This window comes from Lentzea kristufekii (assembly GCF_033949925.1).
Lineage (GTDB): Bacteria > Actinomycetota > Actinomycetes > Mycobacteriales > Pseudonocardiaceae > Lentzea > Lentzea kristufekii.
On sequence record NZ_JAXAVV010000005.1, the window covers coordinates 317,016 to 335,429 of the forward strand.

At 69.3% G+C, this 18,414-nt stretch carries 19 protein-coding genes; 12 read left to right on the plus strand and 7 right to left on the minus strand.

Translation table 11 applies throughout. The annotated features are described in order from the left end of the window. Positions 1–9: 9 nt before the first annotated feature. Positions 10–738, minus strand: coding sequence for an amino acid ABC transporter ATP-binding protein (locus SK571_RS13135; protein ID WP_176960056.1), 729 nt, complete (start codon positions 736–738; stop codon positions 10–12). A gap of 159 nt (positions 739–897) precedes the next feature. Between SK571_RS13135 and SK571_RS13140 the strand changes: the two genes are divergently transcribed. Together SK571_RS13140 and SK571_RS13145 are read left to right on the plus strand one after the other, a co-directional pair. Then, the gene (locus SK571_RS13140) at positions 898–1,572 is read left to right on the plus strand and encodes a response regulator transcription factor (RefSeq protein ID WP_266042156.1); all 675 of its coding nucleotides are present in this window, start codon (positions 898–900) and stop codon (positions 1,570–1,572) included. A gap of 54 nt (positions 1,573–1,626) precedes the next feature. Next, positions 1,627–3,012: a sensor histidine kinase gene (locus SK571_RS13145; protein WP_319984311.1), complete on the plus strand. Its 1,386-nt coding sequence runs from the start codon at positions 1,627–1,629 to the stop codon at positions 3,010–3,012. On the opposite strand, the gene SK571_RS13150 is transcribed toward SK571_RS13145, so the two are convergent. Continuing rightward, on the minus strand, positions 3,009–3,923 hold the full coding sequence (locus SK571_RS13150) for a TAXI family TRAP transporter solute-binding subunit (protein ID WP_319984312.1): 915 nt from the start codon (positions 3,921–3,923) through the stop codon (positions 3,009–3,011). The genes SK571_RS13145 and SK571_RS13150 overlap by 4 nt on opposite strands. Positions 3,924–4,053: 130 nt before the next feature. Here SK571_RS13150 and miaB point away from each other — a divergent pair, with 130 nt between their 5' ends. Further along, on the plus strand, positions 4,054–5,535 hold the full coding sequence (gene miaB / locus SK571_RS13155; RefSeq protein WP_319984313.1) for a tRNA (N6-isopentenyl adenosine(37)-C2)-methylthiotransferase MiaB: 1,482 nt from the start codon (positions 4,054–4,056) through the stop codon (positions 5,533–5,535). Next, on the plus strand, positions 5,532–6,014 hold the full coding sequence (locus SK571_RS13160) for an Rv2732c family membrane protein (RefSeq protein WP_319984314.1): 483 nt from the start codon (positions 5,532–5,534) through the stop codon (positions 6,012–6,014). Before miaB ends, SK571_RS13160 begins: the two co-directional genes overlap by 4 nt. 82 nt (positions 6,015–6,096) lie before the next feature. On the opposite strand, the gene SK571_RS13165 is transcribed toward SK571_RS13160, so the two are convergent. Next, entirely contained in the window at positions 6,097–7,443 is a 1,347-nt protein-coding gene (locus tag SK571_RS13165; RefSeq protein ID WP_319984315.1) for a DUF349 domain-containing protein, read from the minus strand. A gap of 170 nt (positions 7,444–7,613) precedes the next feature. On the opposite strand from SK571_RS13165, the gene SK571_RS13170 reads away from it, so the two are divergent. Genes SK571_RS13170 through dapF form a run of 3 tightly spaced genes read left to right on the plus strand, consistent with a single transcriptional unit; the run spans position 7,614 to position 10,008 of the window. Further along, on the plus strand, positions 7,614–8,294 hold the full coding sequence (locus SK571_RS13170) for a class III extradiol ring-cleavage dioxygenase family protein (protein WP_319984316.1): 681 nt from the start codon (positions 7,614–7,616) through the stop codon (positions 8,292–8,294). Next, on the plus strand, positions 8,291–9,199 hold the full coding sequence (miaA, locus tag SK571_RS13175) for a tRNA (adenosine(37)-N6)-dimethylallyltransferase MiaA (RefSeq protein WP_319984317.1): 909 nt from the start codon (positions 8,291–8,293) through the stop codon (positions 9,197–9,199). The genes SK571_RS13170 and miaA overlap by 4 nt, the downstream gene beginning before the upstream one ends. After that, positions 9,187–10,008: a diaminopimelate epimerase gene (gene dapF, locus SK571_RS13180; protein WP_319984318.1), complete on the plus strand. Its 822-nt coding sequence runs from the start codon at positions 9,187–9,189 to the stop codon at positions 10,006–10,008. The genes miaA and dapF overlap by 13 nt, the downstream gene beginning before the upstream one ends. Before the next feature lie 16 nt (positions 10,009–10,024). Here dapF and SK571_RS13185 read toward each other — a convergent pair whose 3' ends face one another. After that, the gene (locus SK571_RS13185) at positions 10,025–10,906 is read right to left on the minus strand and encodes an SMP-30/gluconolactonase/LRE family protein (RefSeq protein WP_319984319.1); all 882 of its coding nucleotides are present in this window, start codon (positions 10,904–10,906) and stop codon (positions 10,025–10,027) included. After that, positions 10,899–12,140: an MFS transporter gene (locus SK571_RS13190; RefSeq protein ID WP_319984320.1), complete on the minus strand. Its 1,242-nt coding sequence runs from the start codon at positions 12,138–12,140 to the stop codon at positions 10,899–10,901. Before SK571_RS13190 ends, SK571_RS13185 begins: the two co-directional genes overlap by 8 nt. Before the next feature lie 54 nt (positions 12,141–12,194). Here SK571_RS13190 and SK571_RS13195 point away from each other — a divergent pair, with 54 nt between their 5' ends. From SK571_RS13195 to SK571_RS13205, 3 genes are read left to right on the plus strand one after another with little or no spacing between them, the layout of a single operon-like run. Then, positions 12,195–12,695 (plus strand): ArsR/SmtB family transcription factor, encoded by a 501-nt coding sequence (locus tag SK571_RS13195; RefSeq protein WP_319984321.1) that lies wholly within the window; start codon positions 12,195–12,197, stop codon positions 12,693–12,695. 25 nt (positions 12,696–12,720) lie between these two features. Continuing rightward, entirely contained in the window at positions 12,721–14,181 is a 1,461-nt protein-coding gene (hflX, locus tag SK571_RS13200) for a GTPase HflX (protein WP_319984322.1), read from the plus strand. Continuing rightward, positions 14,178–15,128: an SdiA-regulated/phytase-like domain-containing protein gene (locus SK571_RS13205; RefSeq protein WP_319984323.1), complete on the plus strand. Its 951-nt coding sequence runs from the start codon at positions 14,178–14,180 to the stop codon at positions 15,126–15,128. Before hflX ends, SK571_RS13205 begins: the two co-directional genes overlap by 4 nt. A 4-nt stretch (positions 15,129–15,132) precedes the next feature. Here SK571_RS13205 and SK571_RS13210 read toward each other — a convergent pair whose 3' ends face one another. Beyond that, positions 15,133–16,251 (minus strand): cytochrome P450, encoded by a 1,119-nt coding sequence (locus tag SK571_RS13210; RefSeq protein ID WP_319984324.1) that lies wholly within the window; start codon positions 16,249–16,251, stop codon positions 15,133–15,135. A 110-nt stretch (positions 16,252–16,361) separates the two neighbouring features. On the opposite strand from SK571_RS13210, the gene SK571_RS13215 reads away from it, so the two are divergent. Continuing rightward, positions 16,362–17,102: a GbsR/MarR family transcriptional regulator gene (locus tag SK571_RS13215; protein WP_319984325.1), complete on the plus strand. Its 741-nt coding sequence runs from the start codon at positions 16,362–16,364 to the stop codon at positions 17,100–17,102. Here the strand turns inward: SK571_RS13215 and lexA are convergent. Further along, on the minus strand, positions 17,086–17,763 hold the full coding sequence (gene lexA, locus SK571_RS13220; RefSeq protein ID WP_406601979.1) for a transcriptional repressor LexA: 678 nt from the start codon (positions 17,761–17,763) through the stop codon (positions 17,086–17,088). The genes SK571_RS13215 and lexA overlap by 17 nt on opposite strands. Positions 17,764–17,985: 222 nt before the next feature. On the opposite strand from lexA, the gene SK571_RS13225 reads away from it, so the two are divergent. Next, positions 17,986–18,270: a hypothetical protein gene (locus SK571_RS13225; protein ID WP_319984326.1), complete on the plus strand. Its 285-nt coding sequence runs from the start codon at positions 17,986–17,988 to the stop codon at positions 18,268–18,270. The last annotated feature ends 144 nt before the right edge of the window (positions 18,271–18,414 follow it).

Consider the following 18,414-nt stretch of genomic DNA (forward strand, 5'->3'; position numbering starts at 1 on the left):
GGCTGACTACTAGTGAGTCAGGATCTTGCCAAGGAAGTCCTTCGCGCGGTTGGACTTCGGGGCCGAGAAGAACTCTTCGGGTGTCGAGTCCTCGACCACCTCGCCGTCGGACATGAAGATCACCCGGTCCGCGGCCTTGCGGGCGAAGCCCATCTCGTGCGTGACGACCAGCATGGTCATCCCGTCCTTGGCCAGGCCCGTCATGACGTCCAGGACCTCCTGGACCATTTCCGGGTCGAGCGCCGAGGTCGGCTCGTCGAACAGCATCACCTTGGGCTTCATCGCGAGCGCGCGGGCGATCGCCGCACGCTGCTGCTGGCCACCGGAGAGCTGTGCGGGGAACTTGTCGGCCTGGTTCGCGATCCCGACCCGCTCCAGCAGCTCCATCGCGGTCTTGCGCGCGTCGGCGGCGGGCGTCTTGCGCACCTTCACCGGAGCGAGCATGACGTTCTCGACGATGGTTTTGTGCGCGAAAAGGTTGAAGGACTGGAACACCATGCCGACATCGGCACGAAGGCGGGCCAGTTCTTTTCCTTCGGCGGGAAGCGGCTGCCCGTCGACCTCGATGACGCCCGAATCGATCGGCTCGAGGCGGTTGATGGTCCGGCACAGGGTCGACTTACCGGAACCCGACGGCCCCAGCACGACCACGACCTGCCCCTTCGGCACTTCCAGCTGCACGTTCTTGAGCACGTGCAACGGGCCGAAGAACTTGTCCACACCCGCCACACGAATCATCGGCGGTGCAGAGGCGGCAGTCATCCAGTCCTCCATTTGGGGTCGTCGGCGTTGGCGGAAACCTAGGTGTCCGCCACCACACCAGTCCAGGACATTGAGCAAGACTTAGGGTCTCAACTCTGTCACAGGCAGACATCGGTTGCCCGGGAGGTAGCGAAAGTGCGCGTGCTGCTCGTCGAGGACGACGACAGGGTCGCCGAGGCCTTGGTCCCAGCCCTGACCAGACGGGGTTTCCACGTGGACCGGCAGGCGACGGGCCGCGGCACGCTCGACCGCCTCGCCGGCGTCGACGTGGTGCTGCTCGACCTCGGCCTGCCCGACATGGACGGCGTCACCCTGTGCCGTGCCATCAGGGCCGCTTCGGACGTCGCGATCATCGTGGTGTCCGCGAGAGGAGAGATCGACGACCGGATCCTCGGCCTGCACGCCGGGGCCGACGACTACCTCGTCAAGCCTTACGACGTGGGAGAACTCGTCGCGCGCGTGCACGCCGTCCGGCGTCGCCGCGGTGCGGATCCGGTCGGTGTGGGCGCGGTGTCCACAGAGGTGTTCGAGACCGGTGACGTGCGCGTCGACCTGGGACGTCACGAGGTCACGGTCGCGGGGGAGTCGGTCGCCCTGTCCCGCAAGGAGTTCCAGGTGCTCGCCCTGGTGATGGCCGCGGGTGGCGCGGTGTGCACGCGCGAGCGGATCCTCGCCGAGGTGTGGGGCCGCACGTGGTCCGGTGCGAACCGGACGCTGGACGTGCACGTCGCCACGCTGAGGACGAAGCTGGGCAGGCCCTCGTTGCTGGAGACGGTGCGCGGCGTCGGATACCGGCTGGGGCAGGTGTGATCTCGATTGGGTGATTTTCCGTGGGCGTGTCGCGATCGGGTGGGGTGACGGCCTGTGAGGTCCCGACTGCTGGGCGTGGTGCTCGCCCTGATCGTGCTGGTGCTCGTGGGCCTCGGCGTGCCGCTGGGCCGCAACGTGGCGGCCGCGGAACAGCAGGAGATGTTCCTCGACCGGCTCACCGACACCAGCCGGTTCGCGTCGCTGGCGCAACGGCCGCTGATCGACGACAGCCCGCACCTGCTGCGCGCCGAGCTGGAGCGCTACGACGAGCTGTACGACATCGGCGTGGCCGTGGTGGCCCGCGACGCACCGACCGTGCCGCTGGTGGCCTCGCGCAACGACCTCGCGCTCGGTGACCCGGCCGTGCAGGACCTGATCAGCAAGGCGCTGGCCGGGCGCCTGCCGGTCGCACCGGAGCTGTTCGCGCCGTGGAGCGACGCCAAGGTCGTGCTCGCCGAACCGGTGCTGGTCGACGGCGAGGTGCGCGGCGCGGTGATCACGTTCTCGCCGACGGCCAAGACCCGCTTCGAGGTGCTCGCGTGGTGGGCCTTGCTGCTCGCGGGAAGCCTGCTGGTGCTGGCGCTCGCGGTGCTGCTGGCGCTGCCGGTGGTGCGCTGGACGTTGCGGCCGGTGCAGGCGCTGGACGAGGCGACGGGCAAGCTCCTCGCCGCGGTGGTGTCGGGCCGGCCGGTGCCACCGGTGGGCGCGGAGTCCGGGCCGCCGGAACTGCGGCAGTTGTCGCGGTCGTTCGACCAGATGGCCGCGAACGTGAGCGATGTGCTTGCCGCGCAACGGGCCTTCGTCGCCGACGCGTCACATCAACTTCGCAACCCGTTGACGGCGCTGAAACTCCGGCTGTCCAACCTGGAGGGTCACGTCGACGCCGAGGCGGAGGTGCACCAGGTCGAGGCGCTCAGCGAGACCGACCGGCTCAACCGCATCCTCGACGAACTGCTCTCCATGGCGCGCGCCGAGTCCAGTTCCGTGGACCCGGTGCCGGTCGACGTCGACAAGTCCGTGGCGGCGCGGTTGTCCGCGTGGTCGTCGGCCGCGGCGGCGAAGGAGGTGCACCTCGTGCTCGACGGCGAACGGGTCGGCATGGCCCTCGTCCCGCCGCGCGGAGTGGAGACGATCCTGGACGCACTGCTCGACAACGCCCTGAAGTTCACCGCGGAGGGCACGCTGATCGTGGTCGACGCCCGCAAGTCCGGCGGCGTCATCCGGCTCTCCGTCGCCGACCACGGACCCGGCCTGCAGCCCGACGAGCTCGAGCGGGCCACCGACCGGTTCTGGCGCAGCCCGGCTCACCAGAACGTGCCGGGCTCCGGCCTGGGGCTCTCGATCGTGCGGCTGGTGGTCGAGCGCGTCGACGGCACCGTGGCCCTGGAATCCCCGGAGGACGGCGGTCTGAAGGTCGTGGTGACGCTGCCGGCCGTCTAGACCTTGGAGTCGCGGTAGTAGCGCATCGCGCCGTTGTGCAGCGGTACCGGTGACGTCTCGATCGCCGACCGCTGTTCTATCGTGCGCGCCGCCGAATGGGCCTTCACGAGCTCGGGCTGGCCCTCGAACAGCTGCCGCACGAGCGCCTCGGCCACGTCGTCGGGCATCGACTCGTCGACGAGCAGGAAGTTGCGCACGACGAGGGTGATGACCGGGCCGGACTGCAGGTTGTAGATGGAGGCGGGCAACGTCGCCGACCCGTACACCGGGTACTGCTGGCGGAACTTCGGCAGTTCGTCCTTCAGGTCGAGCATCCGCACGCCGAGCCCCTTGGTGAGGTCGGTGATCCTGCTCGTGGGCAGGCCGCCCGACCAGAAGAACGCGTCGATCCTGCCCTCCTGCATCGCCTCGGCCGAGTCGTTGAGGCTCAGGTTCACCGCCTGAGGTGTCACGTTCTCGGCCTGCAGCAGCCGGCTCGCGATGATCTCGACGCCCGACCCGGTCGCGCCGATCGACACGCGCAGTCCCGACAGCTCGCGCAGCTTCGTCACCGGGAGGTCACCGCGGACGATGACCTGCAGGTAGTCGTCGTGCATGCGGGCCAGCGCGCGCAACCGGGAGGCACCCTCGACGCCCTCGACCGCGTCCGCCTGCGAGAAGCCGACCTGGGCCTGGCGGTTGACGAGCCGGGTGACGTTGTCCTTGGACCCGTCCGTGCGGACGACCTGGGGCCGCACGATGCCGAGCCGCCCGCTCCAGATGTCCGCCAGGCCGTTGCCCAGCGAGTAGTAAACGCCGCTCTCGCTGCCGGTGGCCATCGTTATCTTGATGTCCGACACCGTGCTGCTACAGCCCGTCAGGACCGTTGCAGCGGTCAGCAGGCTCACGGCGGCATGCACTCGTCCCAGCACCAACGCATCGTGCCACGGGGGTGGTGCGCGATTGCACCCGACAAAGGTCCTGCCTGGTCACGGTGCGGATGGGCCCGCCTTTGTGCGGTCCGCGGAACTCGGGCCACTGACCAGGAGTTATCGTGTTCGTGTGAGTACCGCGCAGGTTCGCAAGAGCTTCCAGATCCGCACGTTCGGGTGTCAGATGAACGTGCACGACTCCGAGCGGCTCGCCGGTCTGCTCGAAGACGCGGGCTACGAGCGGGCCACCGAGGCCGAGCAGGCCGACGTCGTCGTCTTCAACACCTGCGCGGTCCGCGAGAACGCCGACAACAAGCTGTACGGCACGCTCGGCCACCTCGCCCCGCAGAAGGCGGCGAAGCCCGGCATGCAGATCGCGGTCGGCGGCTGCCTCGCGCAGAAGGACCGCAGCGAGATCGTCCGCCGCGCCCCGTGGGTGGACGTCGTGTTCGGCACGCACAACATCGGGTCGCTGCCGGTGCTGCTCGAACGCGCCCGCCACAACTCCGAGGCGCAGGTCGAGATCCTCGACGCGCTGGAGACGTTCCCGTCGTCGCTTCCCGCCGCGCGTGACTCCGCCTACTCGGGCTGGGTGTCGATCTCGGTGGGCTGCAACAACACCTGCACGTTCTGCATCGTGCCGTCGTTGCGCGGCAAGGAGAAGGACCGCCGTCCCGGAGACGTGCTGGCCGAGGTGCAGACGCTCGTGGACGAGGGCGTGCTGGAGGTGACGTTGCTGGGGCAGAACGTCAACTCCTACGGCGTCGAGTTCGGCGACCGGCTCGCGTTCGGCAAGCTGCTGCGCGCCTGCGGTGAGATCGACGGGTTGGAGCGCGTGCGCTTCACCTCGCCGCACCCCAAGGACTTCACCGACGACGTCATCGCCGCCATGGCCGAGACGCCGGCGGTGTGCCACAGCCTGCACATGCCGCTGCAGTCCGGTTCCGACCGCCTGCTCAAGGCGATGCGCCGCTCGTACCGCACGGAGAAGTACCTGGGGATCATCGAGAAGGTCCGTGCCGCCATGCCGGACGCCGCGATCACCACGGACATCATCGTCGGTTTTCCCGGCGAGACCGAAGAGGACTTCCAGGGCACGCTCGACGTGGTGCGCCAGGCCCGTTTCTCGTCGGCGTTCACGTTCCAGTACTCGAAGCGCCCCGGCACCCCGGCCGCCGATCTGCCGGACCAGCTGCCGAAGGCCGTCGTGCAGGAGCGCTTCGAGCGGCTCGTGTCGCTGCAGAACGAGATGACGCACTCGCTGAACGTCGAGCAGGTCGGCCGCACGGTCGAGGTTCTCGTCGCCACCGGCGAGGGCAAGCGCGACGCCGAGACGCACCGCATGAGCGGACGTGCGCGCGACGGCCGTCTCGTGCACTTCGCGCCGGGAACGACGGTTCCGCGTCCCGGCGACGTCGTCGAGACGGTCGTGACGTACGGGGCCCCGCACTACCTCGTCGCGGACGGCGAACCGCTGTCGTGGCGCCGCACCAAGGCCGGTGACCGTTCCGAGGCCGGCATCAAGCCCAAGACCGCGGGCATCGGCCTCGGTCTGCCGTCGTTCGGGGCACCCGAGCCCCTTCCCGCCGTCTCGGGGTGCGCGGCCCAGTGAGTGATGAGGACTTCTTGCGCAAGGAGATCGACGCCGTCGAGCACCAGGCGGCCAAGCGCATCGACCCCGGTACGGGCGCGCTGACCATCTCGATCGCCGTGCTGGCCCTGCTGGTGTCGCTGATCCTGCCGTGGGTCGGGGAGCACACGGGGCTGGCGGTCGTGCTCGGTGAGTCGGACCTGTTCCTGCCGCGGTTGTTCTCGTACCTCGCGCTGGGCGTCGGTGTGCTCGGGTCCGGCATCACGCTCGCGGTGCGGCGCTGGGGACTCGCGTGGGTGTGCTCGCTGGGCCTGTTCGCGGGCTCGATCATCGGCGTGCTGTCGATCTGGACGCAGCAGACCACGACGAGCAACAAGACGATCGGTCCCGGCCCCGGCATCGGGCTGATCATCGCGGTGATCGCCGTGATCGTCCTGCTGGTCAAGTGGGTGAAGATCGCGGCTTCCCGCCCGCCCCAGCTTCCCGACGCGGAGCACTGACGGCCAGAAGCCGCGCATTGCCCGCCAGAAACACCTGAGGGCCCCTCTCCGCACGGGAGAGGGGCCCTCAGTGCATCTGAAACTAGCGGGTCGCCAGGGCCTGCTCAGCGGCGGCGAGCCACTCGCGCCACTGGGCGGCCTGCGCCTCGGCCTGCTCGGTGCGGCGCTTGTCGCCCGCGGCACGGGCCTTCGCGGCCTGCGCCTCGAACTGCTCCACGCGCTCGCGGAACTGCGCGACCCTGGCCTCGGCCTCGGGGTCGGACCGGCGCCACTGGGCGTCGACCGCGCCGCGGACCCGTTCCTCGATGGCGCGAAGCTTGCCCTCGAGCTCACGGATGCGCTCGCGCGGCACCTTGCCGATCGCGTCCCAGCGCTCCTGGATCTTGTAGAGCTGGTTGCGCGCCGCCTCGAGGTCACCCGTCGGGTCGATGCCCTCGGCCTCGGCGAGCAGCTCCTCCTTCAGCTTCGCGTTGGCCGAGAACTCGGCGTCCCGCTCGCTGAACGCCTCGGAGCGCTTCTGGAAGAACGCGTCCTGCGCGGCCCGGAAACGCTGCCACAGCGCGTCGTCGGCCTCCTTGGGCGCACGCCCGGCGGCCTTCCACTCGACCATCAGCTCCTTGTAGCGAGCGGCCGTGGTGCCCCAGTCGTCGGAGTCGACGAGCTTCTCCGCCTCTTCGACCAGCGACTGCTTGGAGGTCTTCGCCACCGAACGCTGGCGGTCGAGGTCCGCGAAGTGCGAGCCGCGACGGCGGTTGAACGCGTCGCGCGCCTTCGAGAACCGGCGCCACAGCTGCTCGTCGGTCTTGCGGTCGACGCCGCGGATGGTCTTCCACTCGTCGAGGATCTGGCGCAGCCGGTCGCCCGCGACCTTCCACTGGGTCGACTCGTTCGCGATCGACTCGGCCTCGTCGACCAGCGCCTGCTTGCGCGCCACGGACTGGGCTCGGGCGGCCTCCTTGGCCTCCTTCGCCTTCTCCATGCCGGCCTCGGCCTGGAGGAGCACGTACTCGACGCGGGCGGCCAGCGCCTTGAGGTCACCGACGACGGCGGCCTCGGCGAGCTGCTCCTTGACGTGCTTCGCGCTGGTCAGGGCGTGCTTGGGGTCACCGGCGCCGGACTTGAGCCGCGACACGAGCAGCTCGACCTCGGTGCGCAGGTCGTCGAAGCGCCGCGCGAAGTGCGCGAGGCCCTCGACCGGCTCACCGGCCTGCCACGACCCGACAGCACGTTCGCCGTCCTCGGTCTTCACGTACACGGTGCCGTCGGCGTCCACGCGCCCCCAGCGGTCAGGGTGGTCCGACGCCACGGGGACGGCCGGAGGCGTCGCCTGCGCGGTCTCCTTCGGCGTTTCCTCGACCACACCCTCGGCTACGACCTCCACGGGGGTGGCCTGGGCCACGGCCTCCGGTGTGCTGTCCTGCTCCGACATCGCCGGTTCCTCCCATCTGACGCCCGTGCCTGCCACGGGCGCCCCGCCGTTGGCGGGGCCGATGCAATACGGGCGCTGGAGGGTCTCCCGTCCCCAGTTCCCCGCGCGCATTCAAACAGGTCAGAGCTCGACTCGGTACTGGGAGTCCACGATAGGTAGCCTCGTTCGTTGTGATCACCCGCGCTGTGGTGGTGCCGCACCCACCCCTCCTGGTGCCAGAACTGGTCGTGGGAGCCGCCCTCGAAACCGAGCCCGTGCGCGCCGCAACCCTTGCCGCAGCAGGAAAACTGCCCGGTCCGTGGGTCGCGGTGGCGGTGGGTGATGGTGATCGTGCTACGTACGTGCCCCCGTTGTCGGGAACATTCCTCGGTTATGGGGTCGATCTGCCCGTGTCACTCGGCGGTGACCTGCCGCCGGATGCCGACGTTCCGTTGCCCGTGCTGGTCACCGCGTGGCTGCGCGAACGCTGCGCAGTCGAGGTGTCACGCGTTGAACTCGTTCCCCGTGACCTGCCCGCTTCCGACTGTGTCTCGTTTGGACAACAACTCGCGGAGGAGGACTGCGGCTTGCTGGTCCTCGGTGACGGCTCCACCCGCCACGGTCCCCGCTCGCCCGGATCCGACGACGAGCGTTCGGGACCTTTCGACTCTTTGGTCCACACTTTGCTGGCCACCGCCGACGTGGACGGCCTGCTCGGCCTCGACCTCGAACTAGCCCGCGAGCTGGGCGCGCAGGGCCGCGCGGCGTGGCAGGTCCTCGCCGGCGTGCCCGGACCGTGGCGCTGCTCCGGAGCCGAGTTCTTCGCACCGTTCGGCGTGGGCTACCACGTCGCTGTCTGGGAGCGCCCTTGATCACGCCCATCGCCGTCGTCGGCCCCACCGCGACCGGCAAGTCCGACCTGGCCGTCGCGCTCGCGGAGCGGTTCGGGGGAGAGGTCGTCAACGCGGACGCCATGCAGCTCTACCGCGGCATGGACATCGGCACGGCGAAGATGCCCGTCTCCGAGCGCCGGGGCGTGCCGCACCACCTGTTCGACGTCCTGTCCGTCACCGAGACGGCGTCCGTGGCCGCCTACCAGCGGGAGACGCGGGCCGTCATCGAGGACCTGCTCGCGTCGGGGCGCCCACCGATCCTCGTCGGTGGTTCGGGGCTTTACGTGCAGGCGGTGCTCGACGACCTGAAGTTCCCCGGCACCGACGACGCCGTGCGCCTGCGTTTCGAGGCCGAACTGGCCTCCCATGGGTCCGAGGCGTTGCACCGGCGCCTGCAGGAGCTCGACCCGGCCGCCGCGATCGCGATCCTGCCGTCCAACGGCCGCCGCATCGTGCGCGCGCTGGAGGTCATCGAGCTGACGGGGCAACCGTTCTCGGCGAACCTCCCCAAGCCCGGCCCCGCGCGCTACGGCACCGTCCAGATCGGCGTCGACCGCGAGGTGTCCGAACTGGACGCGCGGGTCGACCTGCGGGTGGACCAGATGTTCGCCGATGGCCTGGAAGCCGAGGTGCGCTCCCTCGTCCGGATCGGCCTGCGCGACGGCAAGACCGCCTCGCGCGCCCTGGGCTACCAGCAGGTGCTGTCCGCAATGGACGGAGCCTGCACGATCGACTTCGCCGCGGAGGAGACCAAACGCGCCACCCGGCGGTTCGTGCGGCGGCAGCGGTCCTGGTTCCGGCGTGACCAGCGCATCACCTGGCTCGACGGTGCTCGCCCGGATCTCGTGGACGCCGCCGGTAACCTTGTCCCGTGGAGTTCGTGAAGGGGCACGGCACGGAGAACGACTTCGTCGTCCTGCCCGACCTCGATGACCAGCTGGAGCTGACCGTCGCCCGCGTGCAGGCGCTGTGCGACAGGCAGCGCGGCCTGGGCGCGGACGGCGTGCTGCGCGTCGTGCGCGCAGGCGCCGAGTCCGGGGCCGAGTGGTTCATGGACTACCGCAACGCCGACGGCTCCATCGCCGAGATGTGCGGCAACGGCCTGCGCGTCTTCGCCCGCTACCTGGTCGACGCGGGCCACCAGCCGCAGGGCTCGTTCGTCGTCGCCACCCGCGCGGGGAACAAGACGGTCACCACGCACCCGGACGGCTCCGTCACGAACGACATGGGCCCCGCACGGGTCACCGGCACGTCCATCGCCGCGGTCGGCGGTGCCGGCATCGGCGGCTTCGCGGTCGACGTCGGCAACCCGCACCTGGCGTGCGTCACCGACGTCCCGGTCGACAGCTTCGACCTGACCGTGCCGCCCGGCTTCGACCCGGTGATGTTCCCGCACGGCGTGAACGTCGAGCTCATCAACGTGCTCGATCCCGAGTCGGCTCGCGGTGGCGCGCTGCGGATGCGCGTCTACGAGCGCGGCGTCGGCGAGACCCGCTCGTGCGGCACCGGCACCGTCGCGTGCGTCGCCTCCTGGCTCGCGGGCCAGGGCAGGACCACCGGCTCGGCGACCGTCGACGTCCTCGGCGGCCAGGTCTTCGTGACCATCGAGCCGACGACGTCGACGCTCACCGGACCTGCCGTGCTCGTCGCCCGCGGCGAACTCGACAAGTCCTGGTGGGACGCCCTCGCGTGAACTGATATCCGATATATCAGTTCAACTTGTAGATCTCGATCTTCCCGAGCCTCTCCGGCCTGACCACGCTCGGGTTCGAGTCCGGTGCCGTCAGGCACACGAGGTGGTCGTCGACGACCGCGACGGCGAACACCGTCTGCGTCGTCTCGACCCGATGCGTGATCTTGCCGCCCTCGGTCACCCGGAACGCCGCCGGCTGCAACGCCGGCGCCACCCACACGCCGTCCCCGTCGCCCGCGATCCCGTCCGGCGCGATCCCGAACTCCTTCACATCGGCCCACAACCTGCGGTTTTGCAACGATCCGTTGCGGTCGACCGAAAACGAAGTGAGTTTGAATGCAACGGTCTCGGCGACGACGAGGATGTTGCCGCTCTCGGACTGGCCCGTCGGGTCGGGCAGCAGCGCCATGCCGTTCGGGAACTTGAGGTCCTCGGCGACGACGCTGACGGAGCCGTCGGGCTGGACGAGCGCGAGCGCGGCGCCCTGCGGGTCGAAGTCCGGTTCGAGCAGTCGCGGGATGCCGACGTCGTCGATCAGGCCGTGCAGGTCGAAGCCGAAGTTGCCGACGTACGCGCGGCCCTCCGCGTCGACGAGCATGTCGTTCGCGTGGAAGGTGGCGATGTCCGACAGGTCGGCGTGCAGGACGAGGTCGTCGCCTTCGAGGCGACGGACCGTCCGGTCGAGCATCGACACGACGAGCAGGCGTCCGTCGGGCAGCCAGCCGAGGCCTGAAGGCTGGCCGTCGAAGGCGACGACGACCTCGTCCTCGCCGGTCGTCAGGTCGAGGGCGTGCACTTCTCCCGCGTAGAAGTCGGAGTAGAAGAGGCGTCCGTCGGGGCCGCGTCGCGGTCCCTCGCCGAAGTGGAGACCGTCCCGCAGCACCGTGGTGTCAGCCATGGGCCTCGACGCTAGACGGGGTCGGCAGGTCCCGCATAGACCGCAACGGCGAGAACAGCACCCACCCCATGCCGGCCACCGAGCCGATGAGCGAGACCCACAGCGTCGGCACGATCCCGATCCACGAACCGAGCCCGCCGCCCAGCAGCGCGCCGAGCGGCGTCGCGCCCCAGACCACCCAGCGGATCGAGGCGTTCATCCGGCCCAGCAGGTGGTCGGGGCAGATCGCCTGCCGGTAGCTCACCTGGCCGACGTTGTAGACGACGACGCCGAACGCGCTGATCGCGAGCCCCGCCATGGCGAACACGATGCCCCAGCCCGGCTCGGTGAACGGCATCAGCAACACGAACGGCCAGGTCAGCATCGGTACGAGCCAGATCAGCCTGGCCTGGCCGATCAGCAGGCCGAGCCGGTGCGCGACCATCGCGCCGAGCACGCCGCCGACCCCGCTCGCGCTGAAGACCAGGCCCGCCGTGCCCTCGTTCAGCCCGGCGACCCGCAGCAGGAACAGCACGCTGACGGCGTTCTGGATGCCGTGGAAGAAGTTCGACGTGCCGGTGCAGGCCACGATCTTGCGCAGGGTGGCGTTGCCGAAGACGAACCGCAGCCCCTCCATGACCTCGCGGCGCAGGTGCGGGTCGGGGTGGCGTTCCGGCACGGACTCCACGATCCTGATCCGGAACAGGAAGAACGCCGAGCTCAGGTAGCCGAGGCCGGTCGCGAGCACGCCGTTGGCCGCACCGAGGAACTGCGCCACGTAGCCGCCGATCGCCGGTCCCGACACCTCGGCCACGGACATGCTGGCCTGCAGTTTCGAGTTGCCTTCGACGAGTTGGTCGCGTCCCACCAGTGACGGCAGGTACGACTGGTAGGCGACGTCGAAGAAGACCGTGCACACGCCGATCGCGAGGCTCACGACGATCAGCTGCGGCAGGTCGAGGACTCCCAGCCACCACGCGAGGGGCACGCTCAGCATCAGCGCGGCGCGGACGACGTCCATCGCGATCATCAGCGGCTTGCGGCGCATCCGGTCGACCCAGACGCCCGCGGGCAGCCCGATCAGCAGGAACGCCACCGTGCTCGCCGCGGCGAGCAGGCCCATCTCGAACGGTGTCGCGTTCAGCACACCGGCCGCGAGCAGCGGTATGACCGTGATGCCGACGCTCGCGCCGAACTGGCTGATGGTGTCGCCGATCCACAACCGGCGGAAGTCGTGATGCCCCCAAAGCGCCATGCCGAGGAGTCTGCGCTGAGTGATTGGAAACTGTCAATCACTTAGACTGGGCTCGTGCCACTCTCCCGGAAACGACGTCCCGCGACGAGCGAGGAAGCCGCCGCGCTGAGCTCTGACCTGCGGCTGCGGATGATCCGCATGACGTTCGACCGCCCGCTCACCAACAAGGAGCTGGCGCAGCGGCTGGGCAAGGACCCCGCCACGACGCTGCACCACGTGCGCAAGCTCGTCGCCGCGGGATTCCTGGAGGCGATGCCGGCCCGCGCGGGCAATCGGGGAGCGAAGGAGATCCCCTATCGGTCGACAGGGCTGTCGTGGCAGCTCGACAACAGCGAAAATGTGGTCGCCGTCGGCGAGGCGATGCTGCACGCTTTCCTCGGCGAGGTTGCCGACATCGGGCTCAGTGACGTGGATCAGAGCCGTCTGGTCGTCACCGTCGACCCCGAGGAACTAAAGCAGCGGCTCGCGTCGTTGATGGATGAGCTGGCCGCGCAACCGGTCAAGCCGGATGTTCCCCGTGTGGCGATCTACCTCGCGGTGTATCCGGGGGACTAACTGTCCGTGGGACGATGAAGGGCAAATGACGGAAAACATCCAGAGCACAGAGTTCGACCCGGAGTTCGACGCCACCTGGGAAGAGGAAGACTTCTCGACGGGTGACTACGAACGCGTCGAGCGCGCCGCGCTGCGCCGTGTCGCGGGCCTGTCCACCGAGCTCGAGGACATCACCGAGGTCGAGTACCGGCAGCTCCGGCTGGAGCGGGTCGTGCTCGTCGGGGTGTGGACCGAGGGCACCGCCGCGGACTCCGACGCGTCGATGGCCGAACTCGCCCGCCTCGCTGAAACCGCGGGTTCCGAGGTTCTCGAAGGCGTCGTGCAGCGGCGCGACAAGCCCGACGCGGCGACGTACATCGGCTCCGGCAAGGTGTCCGAGCTGCGTGACGTGGTGCAGGCGACCGGCGCGGACACGGTGATCTGCGACGGTGAGCTCTCTCCCGGCCAGCTGCGTCAGCTGGAGGAGAAGCTCAAGGTCAAGGTCATCGACCGCACCGCGCTCATCCTGGACATCTTCGCGCAGCACGCGCGGTCCAAGGAGGGCAAGGCGCAGGTCGAGCTGGCCCAGCTGCAGTACCTGATGCCGCGCCTGCGCGGCTGGGGTGAGACGTTGTCGAGGCAGGCCGGTGGTCGTGCCGGTGGCGGCAACGGCGGTGTGGGTCTGCGTGGTCCCGGTGAGACCAAGATCGAGACCGACCGTCGCCGGATCCGCGCGCGCATCTCGAAGCTGCGCCGCGAGATCGCCGCGATCGGCGTCATCCGCGAGACCAAGCGGGGTCGCCGCACGGCGAACGAGATCCCGAGCGTCGCGATCGCGGGCTACACGAACGCGGGCAAGTCGTCGCTGCTCAACGCGCTGACGGGCGCCGGTGTCCTGGTGGAGGACGCGCTGTTCGCCACCCTCGACCCGACGACGCGCCGCGCGCTGACGCCCGAAGGCCTGCCGTACACGCTGACGGACACGGTCGGCTTCGTCCGGCACCTGCCGCACCAGCTAGTCGAGGCGTTCCGCTCGACGTTGGAGGAGGTCGGCCAGTCCGATCTGCTCGTGCACGTCGTCGACGGCTCCGACGGCATGCCGGAGAAGCAGGTCAAGGCCGTGCGCGAGGTTCTCTCCGAGATCAACGACAAGACCGACACGCCGATGCCGCGTGAGCTGCTCGTCGTGAACAAGATCGACGCCGTGGGCGACCTGGGCATGGCCCGGTTGCGGCACCTGTTCCCGGACGCGTCGTTCGTGTCGGCGCACTCGGGCCTAGGCATCGAGGAGCTGCGGGTCCGCATCGCCGAGCTGATGCCACACCCCGAGGTCGTGGTCGAGGCTCTCGTGCCGTACGCGCGTGGCGAGGTCGTCGCCCGCGTGCACCGCGACGGCGAGGTGCTGTCCGAGAAGCACACGGAGTCGGGCACGCTGCTCAACGCCCGCGTGCGCCCGGACCTGGCCGACGTGCTCGAGGAGTTCGCGACGAACGGGACGCCTGCTTGATCCTCCCGCCTCCACCGGTGGACGTGTGCCCGGTAGCAATGCAGGAGCTCTCCGGGCTCACGTCCGACGGAAAACAGTTCTTCGCCGTCAGCGACAGCGACAACGGCACGCTGCGCATCCAGGTCATGGGCCGTGACTGCGTGGTGACGCGCACGATCACGGCGCCCGTCGACCCGTACGACGTCGAAGACCTGGCGATGACGCCGGACGGCACCCTCTGGGCGTCCGACACCGGCGACAACAACAAGTCCCGCTCCACGGTCGCCCTGCACAAGGTCTCGCCTTCGGGCGCCGTGGAGCGGTTCCGCGTCACCTATCCGGACGGCAAGCACGACGCCGAGGCGTTGTTCATCGACAAGTCCGGTACGCCGTACATCATCACGAAGGAACCCCTCGGTTCCGCACTGGTATATCGCCCGACGGCACCGCTCCGAACTGATACATCGGTGCCATTGGAGCAGGTCACACGCGTGTCACTGACGTCGACGGACACTCCCGGAGGCCCGCTGGAGGGCACCCTCGACTCGCGCCTGGTGACCGGAGCCGCCTCGACGGCCGACGGCTCCGTCATCGCCCTGCGCACCTACACCGACGCCTACCTGTTCCCGGTCCCCGACGGCGACGTCGTGAAGGCACTGTCGGGTGACCCGGTCCGCGTCCCGTTGCCGAACGAACCCCAGGGCGAGGCCATCGCCTTCGACGCGGACGGCACCCTGCTCTCCGCCTCCGAGGGCGCCGGCACCCCGATCCGCGCCGTCGCGGGCGCCGCGGCCCTGGCCCAGCCACCCCCGCCGACGACCACGACACCGCCGCCCGCCGCCGACCAGGCCGAGACGTCCCCGCCGGCGTCGTCGTCCTGGCAGAACTGGCCGCTGGCGCTGACCCTGGGCGGCCTCGTGCTGATCGCCGCCCTGGTCATCGGCCTGCGTCTGCGCCGCCGCGCCTGACGGGTCAGTCCCAGGCGACGGGCATCCGTTCCAGGCCGCCGATCACCACACTCGGCCGATGCGGCAACTCGTCCTCGGGAACGGCCAGCCGCAGCTTCGGGAACCGGGTGAAGAGCCGCGGAAAGGCGATCTTCAGCTCGATCCGCGCGAGGTGCTGCCCGATGCACTGGTGGATGCCGTGCCCGAACGCGAGATGCCCGATCGCTCCGCGAGCCAGGTCGAGAACGTCCGGATCGGCATAGCGCGCCGGATCCCGGTTGGCCGACCCCAGCTCGACGAACACGGTGTCGCCCGCGCGCACGATGACGCCGTCGATCTCGACGTCCTCCAACGCGGTACGCGCAGTAGCGGGCGTCCAACTGATGTATCGGAGCAACTCCTCGACGGCCGCACCGGGATCGGCGAGCATCGCGTCCACCCGCGCCGGCTCGCGCAGCAGTTCCAGCGTGCCGAGCGACAACATGTTCGTCGTCGTGTCGAGCCCGCCCCCGAGCAACGCCATGCCCATCGCCGCCATCTCGTCGTCGGTGAGCGGTGACTCGCCCGCCTCCGAGTTGACGAGGTCGCTCAGCACGTCGTCCGTCGGCTCGGCCCGCTTGGCCGCGACCATCTCCAGCATGAACTCCTGCAGCCTCCCGAACGCCGCGAACATCGCCTCGGCCTCGCCGGCCTCCGCGCCGCCGGCCCCGGTCAGCAGCATCGCGTCCTGCTGGAACTCCGTCCGCCGCTCGTACGGAACCCCGAGCAGCTCGCAGATCATCAGTCCCGGCACGGGCACCGCGAAGTGCTCGACCAGGTCAGCGGGCGACCCCTGAGCGGCCAGCACGTCGAGGTGCTCAGCCGTGATCACCTCGAGCCGCTCGCCGAGCAGCCGCATCCGCCGCACCGTGAACTGACCGGTCAGCCTGCTCCGGTAGCGGGTGTGGTCGGGCGGGTCGTGATCGGTGAACGCACCGGGCGGCGACGGCGGCGCGTCCCCAGGGCTCCCCGGCCCGAACGGGTTGTGCATCAGATCCGGCCGGATGCTGAACCGGCCGTCCGCGAGCACCGCGCGCACAGTCGCGTGATCGTGCGCCCGCCAGCCGACGTGCCCGTCCGGGTACGTCATCGGACTCAGTGGCATTGCCTCCCCCTTGCAACGAGTCTCTTTCCCCTCCCTGCAAGCTAAAAACGTTTGCGGACGAAGTCAAAAGACTCATTGCAATGGCCTGAAGCGCAAGGCACCATGGTGTCGTGCCTGGTAAACGGCTGAACGAAGAAGAACGGCAGCTCATCGCCCAGTTCCTCTGGGACGGGCTGGGGTACTCCGAAATCGGAAGGCGGTTGCAAAGGCCGGCCTCGACGATCCAGCGTGAAGTGGTCCGCAACGGCGGCCACAACAACTACCGGCCGGGCGCCGCGCACCGTGCGGCGAGCGAACGGGCCATGCGCCGGATGCCCGCTGTCGACGACCTCGACGTCGACGAGGAGGCGTACTCGTTCGACCGGAGTCCGGCGCAGGTGCAGGAGTTCCACCTGAGGCTGGTCGCGGTCTTCCGGCAGACCGGGCTGACGCGCACGGCGGCGCGGATCCTCGCGGAGATCTTCATGACCGACCGGGGCAGCCTGTCCGCGACGGAACTCGTGCTGCGGCTGTCGGTGAGCCCGGGAACGGTCTCGCGGTCGACCGCCTACCTGCAGGAGCTGGACCTGTTGCACGCGGAGCGCGACGGCAAGCGCATGCGCTACTTCCTGGGCGACGACCTCTGGTACCGGGCATGGCTGTCGAGCGCCCAGCGCAACTCGGTCTGGGCGCAGACAGGACTGGACGGTGCCGAGATCTTCGGTCTCGGCACCCCGGTCGGAGCCCGCCTCAAGGACATGGGCCAGTTCTTCGCGTTCGTCGTGGTGGACATGGAGGCCACCAGGGACAAGTGGCTCGACTTCTTCGAGAAGAAGAAGCGGGCCCGCGGGGAAGTTACGGAAGACGCCTGAGCACCGTCACGACCTTGCCGAGGATGGTGGCCTCGTCGCCGTTGATCGGCTGGTAGGCCGGGTTGTGCGGCATCAGCCACACGTGGCCGTCCTTGCGCTTGAACGTCTTCACGGTCGCCTCGCCGTCGATCATGGCGGCGACGATCTCGCCCTGGTCGGCGGTCGGCTGCTTGCGGATCACGACCCAGTCGCCGTCGGTGATCGCGGCGTCGATCATCGAGTCACCGACGACGCGCAGCAGGAACAGCTCGCCCTCGCCGACGATCTCGCGCGGCAGCGGGAACACGTCCTCGATCGACTCCTCGGCCAGGATCGGGCCACCGGCCGCGATCCGGCCGAGCATCGGCACGTACGCGGGCGTCGGCTTGGACATCGGGTCGAGGCCCGCGTCGATCTCGTTGGGCAGCATCCCGACCGCGCGCGGGCGGTTCGGGTCGCGGCGCAGGAAGCCCTTCCGCTCCAGCGCGCGCAGCTGGTACGCGACCGACGAGGTCGACGTCAGGCCCACGGCCTCACCGATTTCACGCACGCTCGGCGGGTAACCGAATCGGTCGACCCAATCGCGAATCACGTCGAGCACCTTGCGCTGGCGCAAAGTCAGGCCGGCGTTTCCCGCGATCTCACTCACCTCTGCGCCCACAAGAGCTGGGTCCGGCTCGATCGTCTTGCCTGCCACGGTCGCTGTCCTCCTCGCCGCCCCCAGTTCGAATGGGATTCCGGCCTCCGTCGATCTTCGCGGTCGACGGTAGTCGTGTTTGCTGCACAGATCAAACACCTGTTCGAGGTATTTGGGCGCGTGTTGTGGCGTCAGGACGGTGGGTCTGGTAGAAATTCGCACGGACGTTCGATCGAACCCCTGTTCGATCATGGTGGTTGACCTGCGATGGAGGTCGTGATGGCGGTGCTCGTCGAGAAGCGGATGCGGGTAGTCGAAGACGCGGACGTAGCAGCGGGACGTCCACTCCGTTCGGGTCCTCGGGTCATGCCGCGCAGGCCGGCGACCAAGCCGCGTCCGCTCGCCGTGCCCTCGTCGCGCGAGTCGAGCTCGTGCGAGGTCCGGCCGAAGCGCGAGTCGTTGTTCGAACTCATCGCCGTCGGCGTCTTGAGCGCACTGACAGTGGTCGCGCTCGGCGTGCTCTACCTACAGCAGGCGGGGGTCACCCCGTAGGCCTGCCCCCACATCTTGTGTTTCGGTGCCCGCCGTGACGTGAACGCTCCGTCACCGGCGGGCTTTTTTGCGTAATCGGCGCTGATCGGCGCAACGTTCCCCCGTTCGAGTGGTGTGTCGAGTTGCGTTGCCGTCCGCAGCGAT

Excerpts from the sequence above, each read along its gene's own strand:
- SK571_RS13190 (WP_319984320.1), bottom strand. The coding sequence starts at position 12,140 with ATGGCGCTTTGGGGGCATCACGACTTCCGCCGGTTGTGGATCGGCGAC.
- SK571_RS13185 (WP_319984319.1), bottom strand. The coding sequence starts at position 10,906 with ATGGCTGACACCACGGTGCTGCGGGACGGTCTCCACTTCGGCGAGGGA.
- SK571_RS13165 (WP_319984315.1), bottom strand. The coding sequence starts at position 7,443 with ATGTCGGAGCAGGACAGCACACCGGAGGCCGTGGCCCAGGCCACCCCC.
- SK571_RS13135 (WP_176960056.1), bottom strand. The coding sequence starts at position 738 with ATGATTCGTGTGGCGGGTGTGGACAAGTTCTTCGGCCCGTTGCACGTG.
- SK571_RS13210 (WP_319984324.1), bottom strand. The coding sequence starts at position 16,251 with ATGCCACTGAGTCCGATGACGTACCCGGACGGGCACGTCGGCTGGCGG.
- SK571_RS13225 (WP_319984326.1), top strand. The coding sequence starts at position 17,986 with ATGGAGGTCGTGATGGCGGTGCTCGTCGAGAAGCGGATGCGGGTAGTC.
- hflX (WP_319984322.1), top strand. The coding sequence starts at position 12,721 with ATGACGGAAAACATCCAGAGCACAGAGTTCGACCCGGAGTTCGACGCC.